This is a genomic window from Bacillus sp. 105MF (assembly GCF_000374885.1).
GTDB classification, from domain to species: domain Bacteria; phylum Bacillota; class Bacilli; order Bacillales; family Bacillaceae_G; genus Bacillus_A; species Bacillus_A pseudomycoides.
Genome location: NZ_KB895587.1, coordinates 44,412 through 61,767, shown reverse-complemented (window position 1 = coordinate 61,767; position 17,356 = coordinate 44,412). Strand labels below are relative to the sequence as shown.

General features: G+C 35.2%; 18 protein-coding genes, 3 pseudogenes and 1 riboswitch. Of the genes and pseudogenes, 6 read left to right on the top strand and 15 right to left on the bottom strand.

Annotation, left to right across the window (positions count from 1 at the left end; all coding sequences use genetic code 11):
* A pseudogene (locus C564_RS32575) lies at positions 1-322 on the bottom strand (glucosaminidase domain-containing protein); the annotation flags it as partial.
* 777 nt (positions 323-1,099) lie between these two features.
* Here C564_RS32575 and C564_RS0124200 point away from each other — a divergent pair.
* The gene (locus C564_RS0124200) at positions 1,100-2,296 is read left to right on the top strand and encodes a multidrug effflux MFS transporter (RefSeq protein WP_026008691.1); all 1,197 of its coding nucleotides are present in this window, start codon (positions 1,100-1,102) and stop codon (positions 2,294-2,296) included.
* 38 nt (positions 2,297-2,334) lie between these two features.
* Here C564_RS0124200 and C564_RS0124195 read toward each other — a convergent pair whose 3' ends face one another.
* Entirely contained in the window at positions 2,335-2,781 is a 447-nt protein-coding gene (locus tag C564_RS0124195; RefSeq protein ID WP_018767165.1) for a hypothetical protein, read from the bottom strand.
* Positions 2,782-3,066: 285 nt separating this feature from the next.
* Here C564_RS0124195 and C564_RS0124190 point away from each other — a divergent pair, with 285 nt between their 5' ends.
* Positions 3,067-3,579 carry a hypothetical protein gene (locus C564_RS0124190; RefSeq protein WP_018767164.1) on the top strand — a complete coding sequence of 171 codons (513 nt, stop codon included), beginning with the start codon at positions 3,067-3,069 and terminating at the stop codon, positions 3,577-3,579.
* Positions 3,580-3,596: 17 nt separating this feature from the next.
* On the opposite strand, the gene C564_RS0124185 is transcribed toward C564_RS0124190, so the two are convergent.
* Positions 3,597-3,818 (bottom strand): DUF3951 domain-containing protein, encoded by a 222-nt coding sequence (locus C564_RS0124185; protein ID WP_018767163.1) that lies wholly within the window; start codon positions 3,816-3,818, stop codon positions 3,597-3,599.
* Positions 3,819-3,939: 121 nt separating this feature from the next.
* Between C564_RS0124185 and C564_RS0124180 the strand changes: the two are divergent.
* Positions 3,940-4,080 (top strand): annotated as a pseudogene (locus C564_RS0124180) (peptide-binding protein); the annotation flags it as partial.
* Positions 4,081-4,115: 35 nt separating this feature from the next.
* Here the strand turns inward: C564_RS0124180 and C564_RS0124175 are convergent.
* The 7 genes and pseudogenes from C564_RS0124175 to modA form a co-directional block, all read right to left on the bottom strand.
* On the bottom strand, positions 4,116-4,583 hold the full coding sequence (locus tag C564_RS0124175) for a YusW family protein (RefSeq protein ID WP_018767161.1): 468 nt from the start codon (positions 4,581-4,583) through the stop codon (positions 4,116-4,118).
* 343 nt (positions 4,584-4,926) lie between these two features.
* Positions 4,927-6,567: a peptide ABC transporter substrate-binding protein gene (locus C564_RS0124170; protein WP_018767160.1), complete on the bottom strand. Its 1,641-nt coding sequence runs from the start codon at positions 6,565-6,567 to the stop codon at positions 4,927-4,929.
* 143 nt (positions 6,568-6,710) lie between these two features.
* Positions 6,711-6,815, bottom strand: a riboswitch (SAM riboswitch).
* Positions 6,816-7,010: 195 nt separating this feature from the next.
* A pseudogene (locus C564_RS36380) lies at positions 7,011-7,152 on the bottom strand (aldo/keto reductase); the annotation flags it as partial.
* Positions 7,153-7,190: 38 nt separating this feature from the next.
* The gene (gene proC, locus C564_RS0124165; protein WP_018767159.1) at positions 7,191-7,994 is read right to left on the bottom strand and encodes a pyrroline-5-carboxylate reductase; all 804 of its coding nucleotides are present in this window, start codon (positions 7,992-7,994) and stop codon (positions 7,191-7,193) included.
* Between the two features lie 434 nt (positions 7,995-8,428).
* Positions 8,429-9,280: a GRP family sugar transporter gene (locus tag C564_RS0124160; RefSeq protein ID WP_003194497.1), complete on the bottom strand. Its 852-nt coding sequence runs from the start codon at positions 9,278-9,280 to the stop codon at positions 8,429-8,431.
* A gap of 641 nt (positions 9,281-9,921) precedes the next feature.
* Positions 9,922-10,596, bottom strand: coding sequence for a molybdate ABC transporter permease subunit (gene modB / locus C564_RS0124155; RefSeq protein WP_003194495.1), 675 nt, complete (start codon positions 10,594-10,596; stop codon positions 9,922-9,924).
* Positions 10,597-10,601: 5 nt separating this feature from the next.
* A complete protein-coding gene (modA, locus tag C564_RS0124150) occupies positions 10,602-11,408 on the bottom strand; it encodes a molybdate ABC transporter substrate-binding protein (protein ID WP_018767158.1) in 807 nt (268 codons plus the stop codon).
* 132 nt (positions 11,409-11,540) lie between these two features.
* Here modA and C564_RS0124145 point away from each other — a divergent pair, with 132 nt between their 5' ends.
* Positions 11,541-12,488, top strand: coding sequence for a substrate-binding domain-containing protein (locus tag C564_RS0124145; RefSeq protein ID WP_003194491.1), 948 nt, complete (start codon positions 11,541-11,543; stop codon positions 12,486-12,488).
* A 63-nt stretch (positions 12,489-12,551) separates the two neighbouring features.
* On the opposite strand, the gene C564_RS35345 is transcribed toward C564_RS0124145, so the two are convergent.
* The gene (locus C564_RS35345) at positions 12,552-12,656 is read right to left on the bottom strand and encodes a DUF3948 family protein (RefSeq protein WP_016116987.1); all 105 of its coding nucleotides are present in this window, start codon (positions 12,654-12,656) and stop codon (positions 12,552-12,554) included.
* Positions 12,657-12,995: 339 nt separating this feature from the next.
* Here C564_RS35345 and C564_RS0124130 point away from each other — a divergent pair, with 339 nt between their 5' ends.
* Positions 12,996-13,601 carry a lysophospholipid acyltransferase family protein gene (locus tag C564_RS0124130; RefSeq protein ID WP_026008688.1) on the top strand — a complete coding sequence of 202 codons (606 nt, stop codon included), beginning with the start codon at positions 12,996-12,998 and terminating at the stop codon, positions 13,599-13,601.
* A 71-nt stretch (positions 13,602-13,672) separates the two neighbouring features.
* Here C564_RS0124130 and C564_RS35340 read toward each other — a convergent pair whose 3' ends face one another.
* Positions 13,673-13,768: a DUF3948 family protein gene (locus tag C564_RS35340; RefSeq protein ID WP_018767156.1), complete on the bottom strand. Its 96-nt coding sequence runs from the start codon at positions 13,766-13,768 to the stop codon at positions 13,673-13,675.
* A gap of 495 nt (positions 13,769-14,263) precedes the next feature.
* On the opposite strand from C564_RS35340, the gene C564_RS32570 reads away from it, so the two are divergent.
* On the top strand, positions 14,264-14,704 hold the full coding sequence (locus tag C564_RS32570; protein WP_003194487.1) for a YitT family protein: 441 nt from the start codon (positions 14,264-14,266) through the stop codon (positions 14,702-14,704).
* 32 nt (positions 14,705-14,736) lie between these two features.
* Here the strand turns inward: C564_RS32570 and C564_RS0124105 are convergent, their stop codons facing one another.
* From C564_RS0124105 to C564_RS0124095, 3 genes are read right to left on the bottom strand one after another with little or no spacing between them, the layout of a single operon-like run.
* The gene (locus C564_RS0124105) at positions 14,737-15,186 is read right to left on the bottom strand and encodes a precorrin-2 dehydrogenase (protein ID WP_018767154.1); all 450 of its coding nucleotides are present in this window, start codon (positions 15,184-15,186) and stop codon (positions 14,737-14,739) included.
* Positions 15,179-15,889: a sirohydrochlorin chelatase gene (locus C564_RS0124100; protein WP_018767153.1), complete on the bottom strand. Its 711-nt coding sequence runs from the start codon at positions 15,887-15,889 to the stop codon at positions 15,179-15,181. Before C564_RS0124100 ends, C564_RS0124105 begins: the two co-directional genes overlap by 8 nt.
* Positions 15,886-17,310, bottom strand: coding sequence for a uroporphyrin-III C-methyltransferase (locus C564_RS0124095; RefSeq protein ID WP_003205558.1), 1,425 nt, complete (start codon positions 17,308-17,310; stop codon positions 15,886-15,888). Before C564_RS0124095 ends, C564_RS0124100 begins: the two co-directional genes overlap by 4 nt.
* Positions 17,311-17,356: the final 46 nt, after the last annotated feature.

The window sequence follows — 17,356 nt, the reverse complement described above, 5'->3', positions numbered from 1 at the left end:
CGTTATCAAAAAGCCACCCTGTTTTCATAGCGCCATTAGAGTTTAGGTAATACCAAGCTCCGTTATCAAAAAGCCACCCTGTTTTCATAGCGCCACTAGTGCTTAAATAATACCAAGCCCCGCTATCAAAAAGCCATCCTGTTTGCATGACTCCGCTTGAATTTAAGAAATACCAATTATTATTGTTTTGTAACCATCCTTTTTTTACAGTTTCATTTGTTTTAATTGCTGTATTGTAAGTTGATACAGTTTCAGCCATCCCTTTTATAGGAATAAAAAGTATGCTTGATGCTAAGATAATTGATGCAGCTTTTTTTAACATTTCTTAATAATACTCCTTTTAGTAGTTTGTTAGTTTCATATTAACCAAAGTACTATTGTAACAAGGGAGGAGGAAAAAACAAACAAATATCATAAAAGTCTAATAAATTACTGTTAAAATAATTTTATATGAGTAGTTTCATATAATTGTTAGTAAAGTGGAATGTAAATAGAAGTAAAAAGGAACAGTGATTGAGTGACGAGCATAGAACTAGAAAAAGTTGACTTATACAGTCAGCTTTTTATTTTGAGGGTGTTGTAAAATTCATACATATTCAAAAATAGATGCATAAAAAAAATTCGTTTTCTTGGAAAAATGATACTATCAAACTATCCGAAGAAAGGACGAATTTGCTAGTATAATAACCAATTTTGATATTGAAAGTAACTGTTATGTATTTATTACTGTCCTAGTGGAAGAAATCGAAGTATTGAAATCATTAGCCTTTGGAGCAGGGTTATTAAATCATGTATTAAAAATATTGAGGTGGAGTTTATCTGAGATACTATAATACGATGAAGGGCTTCTAAATCTAGTATTAGGAATCTGAATGAAGTTACATATCATAGATAGAGAAGATCCGTCTCCGTTGAATGTGGGTATTCAGTTAAGGGTTTTTTCATTTAGTTACAAAGGAAAGTACGATATACTTGACGTATCTTTAGAGATGTAACTATAATTGTTACGATTCGAATTTTATAATGGAAAGGGTGAATGATGTAAGTGAATGAAAGTAATCACGATGTATATAAACCTGTAAGAGTAAACAGGTTATGGATGATTCTTGTATTAGGGACACTCACAGCAATTGGGCCATTGTCCATTGATATGTACTTGCCCTCGTTACCAAAATTAACGGATGATTTACAAACGAATGCTTCTCTTGCTCAGCTTACTTTAACAGCTTGCTTACTAGGGCTTTCGGTTGGACAATTATTTGTTGGTTCAATTAGTGATATTTATGGACGGCGCAAACCGCTTATTATTGCTCTTATTATCTATGTTACATCTTCTTTATTGTGTGCCGTTGCACCATCTATTTGGAGTTTAGTTCTTTTACGTTTCTTACAAGGGGCCTCAGGCTCAGCAGGTATTGTTATATCACGTGCTATGGTACGTGATATGTACTCAGGTTCGGAGATGACAAAGTTTTTCTCACTGCTTATGTTAGTAAACGGAGCAGCGCCTATTTTGGCTCCAATTATTGGAGGACAATTGTTACAGTTTACATCATGGCGCGGGGTCTTTATCGTTCTTGGAGTGATAAGTGTATTTATGTTAGTATCCGCTATTTTTGTATTGCGTGAGACATTGCCTCTTGAGGAGAGAGAAACAGGTGGTTTAGCAGGAACATTAGCGACATATGGGAATTTGCTGAAAGATCGCTTATTTATGGGGTATGCTTTGTCACAAGGCTTAGTGTCAGCAGCAATGTTTGCTTATATTTCGGGCTCTCCGTTTGTGTTGCAAAATATATACGGGGCATCACCGCAAGCATTTAGTTTATTCTTTGCGATTAATGGTATTGGGATTATTATTGCTAGCCAAATTACTGGACGTTTAGCGGGGAAAGTAAATGAGACAACATTATTTGTAATGGGCGTTGGAATTGCAGCTGTTGGTGGTCTTTCTTTACTTCTTATGATTGTACTAGGAGCAGGGTTGATTGGTGTTTTATGTTCGTTATTTCTTGTTGTATCAAGTGTTGGGGTTGTATCGACAACAGGTTTTTCACTAGCAATGAGAAATCAAAAACAAGCTGCAGGAACAGCATCAGCTTTACTTGGTCTACTACAGTTCATTTCTGGAGCACTTGTTGCGCCTTTAGTTGGGATTGGAGGTAGTAACACAGCACTTCCTATGGGAATTGTGATTGCCCTATGTGAAGTGGGAGCGGTTTTATGTTATATCTTTATGGCAAAGCGTAGTGAAAGACAGTTTGTACTTCGGGAAAAGCAGGATATAGAGGCATAAGAATACTAAAAAAGAGCTAATTCAAAGTATATTTTGAATTAGCTCTTTTTGTTATTTTCTTGGAGCAGCTCATACATATTATTCATGATTGCATCGTATAAAATAGCTAATTTATCCCAAACCCATCGATTTGAATCAACCTCTTTTTCACCGCAGTCAATAATATCTGTATGGTCCGTAATTCTATAAGCTCTTTCTACGATTATCGGAGCAATTTTTGGTATACGAGGAATAGCTTTCAAAATATCTGCAAAGTTTCCGATATAGACATGCCCGATGATTTCAATTGTTAGTGATTCATCAGATATGTTTAGGGCGGTGTCGTATTTGTCTGTATGCACTTGTTTTAAGTAACGGGCAAGTCTAAGTGGAGCGGTTCTCTTCTTTAATACGCGGCGAAGACTTTCTGTATTTTTGATATGGAGTGATCTTTTACGAATAAGAACGGAAAGTTCTTCTTCCATAAACATCATTTTGTTGTACATATATATTGTTAGTCTCCTTTTTTCTGAATAAATGGATAATTCAACCTTAGGTAGGGATGCTTCATTCATATGTAAGTCTAGCATGCTATGTTTCAGATGTGTGCTTACAGTTTTGTAAGGTGCAGAAGAAGAGCTGTGAAGATTCTGGGCGTATAAAGTGACGATACTGTGACAAAAATGGTGATATGTGTATAAAAGTACGGTCATAAGTGTAAAGTTTGAATGGTTCTCGTTATAATAGCAAGTGGAGATAAGTAGTAGATGTAGACAAAAGGAGAGTAAGAGATGAAGAAAGTGTGGAGTATTGTCTTGCTTGGAGGAATGCTTCTTTTAGCAGGGTGTAATGGAGATAAGGATACAAAAGAACCGAAAGAACCGAAAGAAAAAGTAGAACAATCGGCAGAGCAGAAAGAAGATATGAGAGTATATCGTGATGTGCATAATAAGTATGATGAGAAAATGAACAAAGAGTTAAATGAAGCAGTAAAATTATGGGAAGAAGCGAAGGAAAAAGGGGGGAAGGCACTAGTATATCCTAAGTTTAAAGAAGATGTACAAAAAGTAACCACGAGTATGTTAACGGATATCGATCATATGCGCAAAGAAATTCGTGTACCGAAGTCAAAAGAACAAGAACATGAGCTATATGTTGGCTTCTTAAATGAGACAGAACAAGCAATGAAAAAGTTAGAGAAATTAGCGAAAGATGAAGATTCGTCGTTAATTCGTGATATAGAAGTTCATTTTTCAACAGCTTCAACGTACTATAAACGCTTTCAAAAAGAAGCACAAAAATAACCTTGCAATGCGCAAGGTTATTTTTTCTTTTTCCCGTCCCCATCCCCATCTTCATCTTCAGCTACTAAGACTTTTTGCTCTTCATGAAATTCTGAAATTGTTTGCCCAGTAATGTTATCGAATGGAGTATAAAAGGAAGTTATATTTTTCTTTTTCATAAATAATTTATAGAAGCCTATGATAACTAATATTACGATTGTTAATGGTAATCCTATAACTGCCATAAGTAATGGATCCATCGTAGCTCTCCTTTCTACATAGAGAGGATTTTATTTGTCCTTTGCCTTAGTATAAAACAAAAAAGAGAATTCCTTTAAATATAATCCAACTGCTGCAAAAGCGTTGTTAGAAGAAGGTATGAAAGAAGAAGATATTATGTTTACAGAATATCCTTTAATTCCGATTATGTTCCCGACAGATTCTTATTTGCAAAAATTATCTGTATCTGGTTTAGAGTATATGATTGGTTCTGAGCTAAGCTTACGACATGCGAAAAAGTAAGCAAAAAATAAAGAAGTAGGCATTTGCCTACTTCTTTATTTTACTTCCTTCTTATACTCTTTCTTCGTTCCATCTGAGAACACAACTTCTAAGTCGAATTTTTGGTAGTCTTTATCAAGTTGGAATACGTCTACCACTTGATCAATTACTTCTTGATCAGGTGTATTTTTATCAAATGTTAACTTTTGTAGAAGTGGACTTAGTTTGGCAATAGCTTTGTCACTCGTTAGCTTTACATCTGTCTTGTGATCCTCAATCTTTCCTTCCATCTTTTTGTCTGCACCTTTACTTTTGTACTCCGCTTCATAATCTTTCTTCGTATCTTGGTAGTCTGCATTTAAGTGAAATTCGTTAAAGTTAAGTTTTAAATCTTGAGGTGCTTCATTTTTAGCTTCGTCCATTGTTTTCTTATCAGAAGTTGGAGTTTCCTTTTTTGGTGCAGTACAACCTGTTAGCGCAGGTACTAGCATAAGTGCTAATAAAACTGAAAGTAAAATTCTCATAATATATTCCTCCTTAGTGTATCGTTCCTTCCATACAAGTTTTTCCCAATTTCATGTAATTATGTATGTGCTCGAAATAAATTATTTCCCGAAACGTACGCTGCAAATGGTTATTATACAATAATATTTGGTGGTGGAAATTTAAAAGAAAATATTATCTCTCTATTATTTATAATTGTTATTACACAAATTTTAGCTTTCATCGCTGTAGGACTATTATCTGTATTAAAGGGAAAGAGGCAGTTAGTAAAAGAAGCATAAAGAAAAAGGGCATCCTTTTGGGGGATACCCTTTTTCTCTTGTAATCGAAGCTTTCGTTAAAATTAACTTCTATAAGGTGAGATTAATTCTCAACCTTTGCCCATTTGAAGTTAAGTGGTCCTGCAAAATCAACTTCAACTATTCCTTTTACATAAGAACGTTCTAAGTATGTTGTTCCATTTTGATAGAGAGGAGAGATAACAGCATCTTTAAATAAGATTTTTTCTGCCTGTTTTAAAGCTTCCCAACGTGCTTTTTCATCACCAGCAAAATCAGTTTTTGCTTTTTGGATTAAATCATCAAATTCTTTATTAGAATAGTGATCTAAGTTGTATGAGTTATCAGTTGTAAATAATTCTAAGAATGTAATCGGGTCAGCAAAATCAGGGCTCCAGCCATCAACAGCAATATCATAATTTCCTTGTAGCAATAATGTGACTTGTTGTTTACGTGGTTGAGGCTTCAAGTTAATTGTTAAGCCTTCTAGATTTTTCTCTAGTTGTTCTTTTAAATATTCACCAGTTTTTTTCGAAAGGTCATTATCGCTTGTTAATAATTCAATTGAAATTATATCAGAACCTAATTCTTGTTTTGCTTGCTTCCAGAATTTTTGAGCATCTTTTGTATTTTCTTTCGTTAAATTGCCATTCTCCTCACGAAAATCTTTTCCAGTTGGTCCCTTTGCAAAGTTTTTTGGAACTAGAGAATAAGAAGGAAGAGAGCCATCATTTAAGAGAACATTTACAAATGCCTTTTTATCTATCGATTTATCGATAGCTTGGCGGATATTTACATTTTGTAACGTTTTATTTTTTTGATTCATTCGTACGAATTGTACACCAACATCTGGTCGTTCTTTAAAGTTACTATCTTTGCGATATTTATCAACAAGATCAGAGGTTAAAGTAAGTCGATCGATTTGTTTTGATTCATATAAATTAACGGCTGTTGAATGATCTTTGACGATATTAAAATTAATTTCTTCAATTTTCACATTATCCTTATCCCAATAGTTGGTATTTTTCTTAAACTTAAAGCTTTGTTCATGTTTCCAATCACTTAATGTAAAGGCCCCATTATAGATAAGCTTATTATCTTCTAATGCATATTTATCACCTTGTGATTTAAAGAATTCTTCATTAATCGGTAAAAATGTTGGGAATGCCGTTAAGCTAATGAAGTATGGAACGGGACGCTCTAATTCAACTTCAAAAGTGTGGTCGTCGATTGCTTTTACACCAAGTTGATCAGCCGAAAGCTCTTTACTATTAATCTTTTTTGCATTTTTTATATCAAAGAATAAAAAGGCATATTCAGAAGCTGTTGCTGAATCAACTGCACGTTGCCAAGCAAAGACGAAGTCCTTCGCTGTTACGGGTGTACCATTTGACCATTTGGAATCTCGTAAATGGAATGTATATTTTGTTTTATCCGGACTGACTTCATGAGACTTTGCAACACCAGGCACAGGTTTGTTTCCTTCACCAAGGTTATATAGACCTTCAAATACGTTTCTCATTACTTGACCAGAGTCAGTATCTGTAGCGCGTGCAGTATCCATTGTGCGGATTTCTGTACCAGCAGCTAAGTTCAATACTTGTTTATTAGGTGCTTTATCTTTTGCTTTTGCTCCGCTTGCATCGTCTTTATAGCTACCGCATCCTGTTAATAAAATACTTGCTCCTAAAACAGATGCGACAGCAGGTACAAATTTCTTTTTCATGTAAAATTCCTCCCTAAATTGTTTGGGTATTAAAAAAATAGTTAATGAACAACTTTGAGGGAAAGAAAAAATCCCTCTTTTCTTATCGAGAAAGAGGGATTTTTGTTTACAAGGCATGTACCTGTATATAAACGAAGTCCCTCATTCTATCTTTCAAGCATAATGCTTGCAGGAAGTGGCACAGTATTCAAAGTGAACCTGTTGCCGAGGTTTCAAAGGGCCAGTCCCTCCACCTCTCTTGATACAATGAGTAAACATAGTAATTTGTATTAATTTTTTTGTTTCTTTGATTATTCAAAATCTTACACCCGGATAAATGAACTGTCAATGAAATGAAATATAGTTTAAATTTTCAGTCTCTTAAATAGGGACATAAAAAGAAAGATCACTGTGCAATTGCATAGTGACTCTCGTTTTTAAAAATCAAAATTATCAGGGTCTGGACCAACGCCATCTTCATTTTTGTATATTGCCGCTGTATCGATGCTGCGGTATCCATTTTTAATAGCTGCTTTTACAGAATCAATTACTTCTGTGCCATCTTCAACTTAAAAAAACACCTAAGCCAAACCAAGGGGTTTTCACACCGTTATGTAGTGTTGTGTAAGCTTGTGAATTTCATATTAATTCCCTATAGCTTTTTTATTGGTTGCTTCAATTGCTTGATAAATAATCTTCGAAAAATTATTTTCATATAGAACTTTTAAACCTTCTGCAGTTGAACCACCTGGTGTTGTCACTTGTTCACGAAGCATAGCTGGATCTTGTTCTTGCTCAAGCATAGCAGCAGAACCAGCAATCATTTGGATAACAAGATGTTTTGCTGTTGCTTCATCGATTCCATAGCTTTTTGTTGTTTCAATTAAACCTTCAGCAAAATGGTAAAGGAAGGCAGGTGCACTTCCAGTAACAGCGGTCAGCTGATGAACTTCTTCTTCCGTGCATAGCTGTGCTGTACCAATCCCCTTTAAGAGTAATTGTAAAGTTTCTTGATGTTCAGCATTTACGAACTGTCCCATTGTATATAGAGAAATAGACTTTCCAATTGTCGCAGCTGTATTTGGCATAATCCAGGCAACAGGTGTACCTTGAGGAAGTTTTTCTTCTAAGTAAGATGGACCAATCCCGGCAGCAACCGTTACAACAAATTGATTGGTTAGAAGAGGAGATAACGCTGCTAATAATTGTTCATGTGCAGCTGGTGGCATCGCTAAAACAATGGTATCAACAGTTTTGATATGTTGAGTCCAATCACTCGTAATGGAGATATTATATTTTTTCTCTAATTGTTTAAGCTTTTCTATGTTACTTCGATTGGATACGATAATTTTTTCAATGTGTTCGTTACTTGTTTTGAGAAGTCCAGCAAAGATTGCTTCTGCCATACGGCCAGCACCAATAAATAAAATTCTATGTTTCTTTAGCATATCCTTTATTCCTTCCTGATTAGAATAGGGTATAAAAAACGATAACATCTTTGAGAGATCTTTGTAAAAAGAAAAGACTTATATGAATTTGCTATAAGGATTAGTATATGCCATATTAACTTTTATAGTAATTTAGCTATTGATAGGTTGGTAAGAGAGGAATGAAAGTTTTGAAAATATATAAATCCCAATTAAAACACCTACATAAACCTTTTCTTTTTAGGTGAGAGAGCATCTGGTCATGCTTAAAAGCGGATAGATTGCCAAGCTAAAACAGAGAGAAAACGAGTGAAAGTCCCCTTTTGTTTGTCATAGCGGTAATTTAAATGTCTAAAGATCAAATTACACAGATAGATTGGAAAGAAAAGTGATTAATGAATAGAAAACCCTCTGAAGCATGTATGCTTCAGAGGGTTTAGTAATAGATTGTGTAATTATGCTTTTGTCATACCAAGTAAAACAGCACCGCCGATAATTAGGACACTACCTAGTGCAATAAATCCCATTTGGCGTTTCGTTTTCTTTTCTCCTAAGAAGACAATCGCACCGAATGTAGAGATAACGATGCCAGTTTGAGATAATGGGAAGCTTGTTGCTACTCCAACTCGTGGTAAGGAAAGAAGTAAGAATAAGTTTCCTGTTCCCCATAGTAAACCAGATAATATGTTACGAACTGCATATTTGTTAAACGGTTTATATTTAGATGTCAGTACCACTGCACCAACAAACATACCGACCGCTTGCGGTAAAATAGCAGACCAACCATCGATATTGTACCAACGAATGATAATTACATATACAAGGTAACCAAAAGTAGAAACAATTAAAGTTAAAAGCCCTTTTTTCAGTTGTCCCGGTGGCTGTGCATTTTCTTTATCATCTAGTGAAGTAAAGACAACACCAATTACAATTAAAAGGATTGCAATCGTTCCCATAATAATCGTAGTAGTAGTAGTCCACTCATGGAAAGCGATAACGCCAAAGATAGAAGTCGCAACAAGTTGCATCCCAGTTGAAATGGTTACAGTTGTTGAAACACCTAGCTTTTCAACAGTTTTTAATTGGTTTGCTTGTCCTAAAGCCCAGAATAGACCTGAAATAAAACCGACGATTAAGATTGTCATAGTTAAAGCCGGTTGAGTAAATATATACATAATTGTTGCAAAGAATAAGGCACCAATTGTCATACCTAATGTTTGGCTATATGCACCGCCGCCCATTTTTACGCTTACTAATAAGACGTTTCCCCATGCAATTGCAGGAAGAAGCGCTAATAAAATGTCCATTACAAGACTCCCTTCACTTTTCTATATCAATATAATTTAATTTAATTTCGTTTTAACGATCGGTAATTTCCCACTTAGAAAGTGGAAGATTACCGATTGTTAAAACAGGATGAAGAATTTACGATATAAATGCGGTTTCATTTCTTCATTTTTTTCAAATACCTAAATATAATAACAGGAAAGTACCTATTTTAGAAAGTAAATTCAAATAGAATGTATATTTCTACAAAAATTAAAATTCTGTTATTTAATCTCGTTTTTTAAGCTTAGTAAGACCTTATCTCAAAAGTCAGCAAAAGCTAATCAAAGTTTTATTTTATCAAAATAAAAAAAGACCTCAAATTGAGGTCTTTTTTAAATGGGGATGGGGGGAATAAAGTTACTTAGCTCTTTTTAAGAAGTGGGGAGAGGGGGACAATCTATTTCCCATTGGCTTTACTTTATAACTTAATTATATGGAATGTGGGAAATAGTAACTATCGAATTAGCTAACAATAGGATTACAATTTTGTAAGGTTGGGATAAAGTGAAACTTTAATCAATGGGGTTTTACAGCACTCGAACAGCAGGATAAATTGTTTCATTCTACAAAACAATTTATTTTTCGGGAAATAAAAAAGCAGCTTTTGTCGAAAGCCGCTTTAAGAAGTAGTAATTCTTTTATTAATTAGCTGGATGCACAATAAGAATAGGAGTGACATACCGACTGTTATGATAACAAGCGTCCAGGCGAGCTGCATGTTACTTGCGTCAATCGCCATATAAATGGCTGTAGGAATTGTTTGTGTTTTTCCTGGAATGTTACCAGCAAACATAAGTGTTGCTCCAAATTCACCAAGTGCACGTACAAAGCTTAAGATCATTCCACTAAGTAGTGCGGGGAATGCAAGCGGCAATGTGACATGTAAGAAGACTTGGTATTCACTGGCCCCAAGATCACGGGCACCGTCTTCAATTTGCTCGTTTGCAATAGAAAAACCTGTCTTGGCCGATTGATACATAAGTGGGAATGAAACGACTGTTGAAGCGATGACAGCAGCCCATGATGTAAACATAATAGAGTGTTGAAATAATGATTCAATCCACTTACCAACTGGGCTGTTATTCCCAAAAATAATAATGAGAAAGAACCCAATAACAGTTGGCGGGAGCACCATCGGTAATAGAAAAATGGTTTCTAATAACACTTTATAGCGCCACGAGGAGCGAGCTAATACTCGTCCAATAATTGTGCCGAAAATCATAACAATAATGGTGGCGAGTGCAGCTACTCGTAAGGAAAGAAAAATAGGCGGCCAAAGTGCATCAAATGCCATGGTAGTTAAGATAGAATTGTAAATCCATATTTTTTAAAGATAGATTGTGCCTCTTTTGACTGTAAATATTCATAGAATGAAGTCGCCTCTTTCTTATGCTTGGATTCTTTTATAACCCCTGCTGGATAGTGGATCGGTTCATGAGAATTAGTTGGTGCTGCATTTGCAATTTTTACTTTGTCTGAAATGAGAGCATCTGTTTTGTATACAATTCCAGCATCTACATTTCCTGTTTCTACATATGTTAACACTTGGCGGACGTCTTTTGTAAATACAATTTTGTTTTGGAGGTCATTCCATAGATTTTCATGCGTAAGTGAAGCTTTTGCATATTTTCCGGCTGGTACAGATTCAGGTGTACCAATTGCTAGTTTCTTCACTTTTTCTTCTTTTAACTCTTGAAATGTTTTAATGGAACTTTCCTTTGGAACGACTAAAACAAGTTCATTTCCAAGAAGATTTTTCCCCTCTTTTTCATTAATAAATCCTTTTTTTACAAGCGTTTGAAATTTATCTTCTGCTGCAGAGAAGAAGATATCAGCAGGAGCCCCTTGTTCAATTTGCTGCTGAAGTGCACCAGAACCACCAAAGTTAAAGGAAAGCTTTATGTTTGGTTCTTTCTGTTTATATTGTTTTTCAATTTCTTTGAAAGCATCTTGTAAACTTGCAGCTGCAGATATCGTAAGTTCAACTGTCTTTTCTTCTTTAGCAGTCGTTTTTTCTTTTTTTTCTCCACTTGTGCAAGCCGAGCTAAATATAAGAAGGAAAGAAAGCATGAATACCCCAATGTACCGTAATGTAAATCTGTTCATAAATATAATCCCCTTTCTTTTCACCATATTAATTATAACTAATTATATTTAATTATAAATAGATATAATTAGATATAATGTGAAATAAATCACTTTTTGAAAAAATAGGAGAAATTTTCTTTCTTTGTTACAATGAAAAGAGAAAGTGAGGAATCGTCTATGGATCATCATTCCTACACAACGGAAGAAGTAGCAAATCGATTAAAAGTCTCAAAGTTAACAGTGTATGATTTAATTAAAAAGGGTGAACTACCTTCCTACAGAGTTGGTAGACAAATGCGCATCGATGCAGTGGACTTAGAACAATATATTAAGCAAATGAAAACAGGGAAAGTACAAACTGCTTCTATGAAACTAAAGGAGAAGAATAGAGAATCTTCCTGTGTAATTAGTGGACAAGAGTTAACATTAGATATGCTAGCGAAACATCTTGAAAGATTTTTAACAGGCTCTAGTATGCTCCGGGCTTATCAGGGGAGTTTAATGAGTTTAATTAAAATGTCTCAAGGAGAAGGAAGTATCGTTAGTTTACATTTGTTTGATGGAGATACAGGAGAATATAACATCCCATATGTAAAACGAATTTTAGTTGGACAGCCATGTATTGTGATGAACTTATTAGCGAGAAATGTTGGGTTTTATGTCCAAGAAGGAAATCCAAAAGGAATACAAAAGTGGGCTGACTTGAGTCGTTCATCGATTCAATTTGTGAATCGTGAAAAAGGATCGGGAATTCGTGTACTAGTAGATGAACAGGTGAGAATTCAAAATGTAGATAAAGCAAATATTCGAGGATATAATTGGGAGGAGTCTAATCATCTTGGTGTTGCCTCTCAAATTGCTAATAGGAAAGCTGATGTCGGCATAGGAACAGAAAAGGTAGCACAAATTGTGAATGTAGATTTTATTCCACTTATGGAAGAACAATATGACTTAGTAATCTTAAAAAATAAAGAAAATGAACAACTTATTGAAGCAGTAAAAGAAATACTGCAATCGACAGAATTTCAAAATGAACTACGAGCAATTGGTGGGTACGATATAAGTAAAACAGGTCAAATTATATATGAAACAAATTGAAAAAGCTGCTTGTCTATGGACGAGCAGCTTTTTCTCTATATAAAGGGGTTAGGGGAAACAAGTTTATAGGACAAGACCTTGAGCAAGTGCGTAAATAAATGCTGTAAGAAGAGCTGCGCCGCTTGCAAGTCCGATAAAGTCTAATTTGTTAAAAGTAATGTTGTTCATAGTTATCTCTCCTTATTTGTTTAATGTAGTAGCAACCGCTTTTGCATCGACAAGAGCGGATAACACCATACTCATTGTATTTACAAATCTATTTGTTTTCATTTTGTTCATCATGCGTATCCGCTCCTTTCCGAATTGTTGTTGCCCTTGTTTCTGTCTTAATTATATGAAATACGACCAGGAGTAACTATCGAATTAGCTTACAGCAAGATTACACCTTTGTAAGAATTAATTTTTGAAAATTGTCACTTAATTTTATTACCAACTACTAAAACTTAGTGTTATAATTGGTGTAAGGATAATAATTAAACTTTGGATATTGAGAAAGGAACGAAACGAATGTATAAGCTAATTACATTTTTGTTGAAATATATATTTAAAACGCTTGGAAAAGTGGAGGTTCAAGGAAAAGAAAAATTACCTGAAGGTGGGCCGTATGTTATTGCTTGTACGCATACGAGTTTTATGGATGTTTTAATGCTGGCAGCTGGGATGTACCCAACGGAAATTCATTATATGGCCAAAAAGGAACTGTTTGAAAGTAAATTTACAAATTGGTTCTTTAAGAATGTAAATGCTTTTCCGGTAGATCGCGCAAATCCAGGGCCAAGTACATTGAAAATTCCATCCCGTTTATTAAAAGATGGGAAAGTAGTAGGGATTTTTCCAAGTGGAACGAGATCGACAGAGGATGTTTCTTTAAAAGCAGGAGCTGTTACGATTGCAATGCGTTCTAATGTTCCTTTAGTACCAGCAGCTTATGTTGGGCCATCAAGTGTAAAAGAATTAATTAAGGGGAAAAGAGCACAATTAATTTTTGGTAATCCGATTCAAGTTGAAGCGGGAGAGACAGTGGATCGAAAAACGGCTATGAAAATGATGACGGATCAATTAAATACAATGTTTGAAGAATTAACAGAGACATTACAACAAAATAAAAAATAGGAAAAGACGACCGGGCATAGACGGTCGTCTTTTCTATTACTATCTATATAAAGGGGAAAGGGGACACAAAATTATAGAAGCGTAGCAGCATAAATGAAAGCTGTAAGAAGAGCTGAGCCGCTAGCTAATCCGATAAAATCTAATTTGTTAAAAGTAATATTGTTCATCATACTCTCTCCTTACTTATTTAATGAATGAGCAACTGATTTTGCATCGACAAGAGCAGATAACACCATGCTCATTGTATTTACGAGTTTATTTATTTTTATTTTGTTCATCATGCGTATCCGCTCCTTTTCGAATGGTTGTTGTTACTTTCTGACCTAATTGTACGAAATATAGAGGGAAGTCACTATCGAATTAGCTTACAGGAGGATTACACTTTTGTAAGGAAACTGAACATCTATGTAAGGATATAAATATTTGACAAGGGATTATGAACTTCGTACGTTAAAGAAAGAGGTGAGCACATGACAAATATTAGAGATATCGCAAAGCTAGCAGGTGTGTCCGTTATGTGCCATTACATAGCGGATTTTTTTGAGAATTTTTTTTGACTGGAAACGCGTTTTATACTTTATAACTGAATTATACCGGTTATGTAGTAATCCATGGATTCTTTTCAAGTGTTACGACAGTGAATAGAATTTGGAGGAATATTGATGGATGAACTATTATTGAATGTGAAAAAGTATGTAGAGCCTGATGAACAAATCTTGTCTTTTATTGATATTGTTGTAATTGTAGGATCGGTATTCATTATTGGGCAAGAAAAAGCAATGTATACGCTCGTTGCAGTATTTATCGGAGCAAAAGTAATCGACTTCATTGTAGAAGGAATTAATACGAAAACAGCAGTTACGATTATATCTAGTCAACCAGATTTAATTCGTGAAACGATTACGAAACATATGACACGGGGTGTTACTGTTTTAGAAGGTCGCGGTGGTTATACTGGAAAAAATAAAGAAGTACTATATGTCGTAATTAATAAGCAAGAGCTTGTAAAATTAAAACAAGTAACCAGTAATGTAGATGAAGATGCATTTGTTGTTATTCACGATATACGAGATGTACTTGGCGGTGGTTTTAAAGCAAGCTAAAAAGATGAACGAGGGGATTCGTTCATCTTTTTTTATTTTATAATTTGGGGAAGGATCTTCATTAGTTTTTCTTTTATTCGTTTTGCAAAGGATGGATTTTTACCAGAAGTTGATATGCTTATAACATATTCGTCATTTCGAATGATTGCAGGTGTATGAAAGGATGACTCTGTGCCATCACTTACGATATTAACCCATTGAAAATCATGTGCAGCTTGTTTAACCATCATATTTACATCATGATGATTTGTTGCAGCATAGATGAGATGAGCATCTTTAATATCTTCTTCTGTAAACATTTTTTCCTTCCATGTAATATAGGTGAGATTCTCCATTTCTTCACAAATATACGGGCTCACAATCGTGACACGAGCTCCTGTATTCTTTAAACCAGCTGCCTTTCGATATGCAATTTTTCCACCACCGACGATCACAACCGTTTTGCCTTGGAGATTACACATAATTGGATAAATGTTATACATGTACATATTCCTCCATTCGCTCTAATAAAGCAGATTTCATGTAGGAATCAAATTGAAGACAATTACAGGTTGTAACGTTAGCATATTTTTTTGCATGCCGATTTATTTTCTGAAGTAATAACCCAGTGAAGAGAAGATAAGGCATGACATATACATGCCTTGCGCGCGATGACTTTTCATTGAGTTCATCAGTAAAAGAAGGTGTTCCTTTTGTTAAAAAGGAGCAGGAAACCGGCAAGCAGAGTCTTTGCTGGGCAGCTGCCCCAATTTGTCTTAATTCATGTATAGGCTGAGAATCACTGCTACCACGGCCAACAAGTAAGATTTCACTATTTGGCATTGGCATAGCTTCACGTATTCGTTTTATGACAAGTTCGATCATAAGCGGATGTGTACTAAAAGGTGGTATAACTGAAAATGTAATGTGTGGATAGTGCTTTTTTATTTTCTCAATTTCAAAAGGAACATCACGTTTATAATGGGCCGCTGCAAATAATAAAACAGGGACAATTAAAATCTCAGTTGCACCTTCAGTGATTGCTTCTACAATCGCATCTTGAACAGTCGGTGTTGTTAGTTCGAGAAATCCAATTTTTTGGATATTTTCACTTCGCTCGTTTATAACAGACTGAACAAAGTGAATGAACTGTTTATTGCCTTCTTGTAATCTGCTACCGTGTCCAATATAAACGATGCCTTTCATCTTGCTATCACCTCTTTCTCATTGATGATAGCTTGTAATTGATAATCAATGTGATGAAGTCCAACTTTATTGGCATATTGTAAAGTTGGTTCATCGATATAGGAGAATGGTAAATTCAGAATATCTGTGAAGCCAAGGCGGTTTACTTCTGTGATAAACGTATCGATTGCAGCACGTCCTTCAAATACAATGCTATCCCATGTGAATTCAGTCAGTGTACGTGAATGAACTTCATCAAAACGATGATCAATTGTATATTCGTGTGTCATGATATAAGAGCCAGTACCTATTTTTTCCTGAATGGCGGCAATTCGATTAATATTTCGACCTAAATAAACAGTTGTTTCGTTGGAAAGTGTTGCAGGTAAGCTTAAAAGCCCATACTGCATAAGTGCCTTCTGTGTAGCGACATTCATATACTGCAATGTTGCTTTTAAGGAGCGAATATCTTTTTGATGCTGCGCACATGATTGGAATAAGATTGCTACACTTTCAGCTGAGCAGAAAACAAGGCGCTCAGCATTAAAAATTTCACTAATCTGCTCAGGTGTTAATACATATTTTTGTTTTTTGAAAGTTGGTATTTGATATATTTCTGCGCCCGCTGCTTGTAACTTTTGCACTAGTATACTTGTTTTGTTTGTTGCAGAGGCAAATAAAACTTTTTTTCCATGTAGTGGCTTGTGTTCTTTCCAGGCAATTTGTTTTCGTAAGGACACCACTTCACCAACAATTGTCATCGATGGATTTGAAATCTGTTCTTTTTTCACATCATCCACGATTGTGGAGAGTGTACCTGTAACAACTCGTTGTTTTCCAGTTGTACCCCATTCAATGACTGCTACTGGTGTATCTTTTTTTCTTCCTGTTTGTAATAAATTTTCGCAAATTACCGGCAAGTTTTTAACGCCCATGTAAAAAGCAATTGTATCGCTGTTTAAGAGGGAGCTGTAATTTACTTGGTCGCTAATTGCGCCTTTTGTATGACCGGTTAACAAAGTTACACTATTACTGTAATTACGATGGGTAAGAGGGATGCCGGCATACGCACTAGCGGCAATACTAGATGTAATCCCTGGAACAATCTCGTATAAAATGTTTTCTGCTGCTAAAGCGGCTGCTTCTTCACCAACGCGACCAAAAATAGATGGATCTCCGCCTTTTAAGCGGACGACCGTTTTACCTTCTTTTGCAGACTGAATTAAATGAGCGTTAATCATTTCTTGTCGCATAATATGATTTGTTGGCATTTTTCCGCAATAGACGAGTTCGCATGTTGGCTTTGTATAGCGAAGTAAAGTTTGATTTAATAAGCGGTCATATAAAACAACATCTGCTTGTTTTAGGCAATCTATTGCTTTTTTAGTAATAAGTCCTTCATCACCAGGTCCTGCACCAGCTAAATATACGTATCCGTTCATCTCTACACCTCATCTATTTTTACTTGAAAGGAAGCCAAAAAGGGCT

Bases quoted from the DNA above. Each gene is read 5' to 3' on its own strand.
- C564_RS0124095 (WP_003205558.1), bottom strand. From the start codon at position 17,310: ATGAACGGATACGTATATTTAGCTGGTGCAGGACCTGGTGATGAAGGA.
- C564_RS0124145 (WP_003194491.1), top strand. From the start codon at position 11,541: ATGAAAAGAGAAAGTGAGGAATCGTCTATGGATCATCATTCCTACACA.
- C564_RS0124130 (WP_026008688.1), top strand. From the start codon at position 12,996: ATGTATAAGCTAATTACATTTTTGTTGAAATATATATTTAAAACGCTT.
- C564_RS0124160 (WP_003194497.1), bottom strand. From the start codon at position 9,280: ATGGACATTTTATTAGCGCTTCTTCCTGCAATTGCATGGGGAAACGTC.
- modB (WP_003194495.1), bottom strand. From the start codon at position 10,596: ATGGCATTTGATGCACTTTGGCCGCCTATTTTTCTTTCCTTACGAGTA.
- C564_RS0124175 (WP_018767161.1), bottom strand. From the start codon at position 4,583: ATGAGAATTTTACTTTCAGTTTTATTAGCACTTATGCTAGTACCTGCG.
- C564_RS0124100 (WP_018767153.1), bottom strand. From the start codon at position 15,889: ATGAAAGGCATCGTTTATATTGGACACGGTAGCAGATTACAAGAAGGC.
- C564_RS0124170 (WP_018767160.1), bottom strand. From the start codon at position 6,567: ATGAAAAAGAAATTTGTACCTGCTGTCGCATCTGTTTTAGGAGCAAGT.
- C564_RS0124190 (WP_018767164.1), top strand. From the start codon at position 3,067: ATGAAGAAAGTGTGGAGTATTGTCTTGCTTGGAGGAATGCTTCTTTTA.
- C564_RS0124185 (WP_018767163.1), bottom strand. From the start codon at position 3,818: ATGGATCCATTACTTATGGCAGTTATAGGATTACCATTAACAATCGTA.
- C564_RS0124200 (WP_026008691.1), top strand. From the start codon at position 1,100: ATGATTCTTGTATTAGGGACACTCACAGCAATTGGGCCATTGTCCATT.
- modA (WP_018767158.1), bottom strand. From the start codon at position 11,408: ATGAACAGATTTACATTACGGTACATTGGGGTATTCATGCTTTCTTTC.
- proC (WP_018767159.1), bottom strand. From the start codon at position 7,994: ATGCTAAAGAAACATAGAATTTTATTTATTGGTGCTGGCCGTATGGCA.
- C564_RS35340 (WP_018767156.1), bottom strand. From the start codon at position 13,768: ATGAACAATATTACTTTTAACAAATTAGATTTTATCGGATTAGCTAGC.
- C564_RS32570 (WP_003194487.1), top strand. From the start codon at position 14,264: ATGGATGAACTATTATTGAATGTGAAAAAGTATGTAGAGCCTGATGAA.
- C564_RS35345 (WP_016116987.1), bottom strand. From the start codon at position 12,656: ATGAACAACATTACTTTTAACAAATTAGACTTTATCGGACTTGCAAGC.
- C564_RS0124195 (WP_018767165.1), bottom strand. From the start codon at position 2,781: ATGTACAACAAAATGATGTTTATGGAAGAAGAACTTTCCGTTCTTATT.
- C564_RS0124105 (WP_018767154.1), bottom strand. From the start codon at position 15,186: ATGTATAACATTTATCCAATTATGTGTAATCTCCAAGGCAAAACGGTT.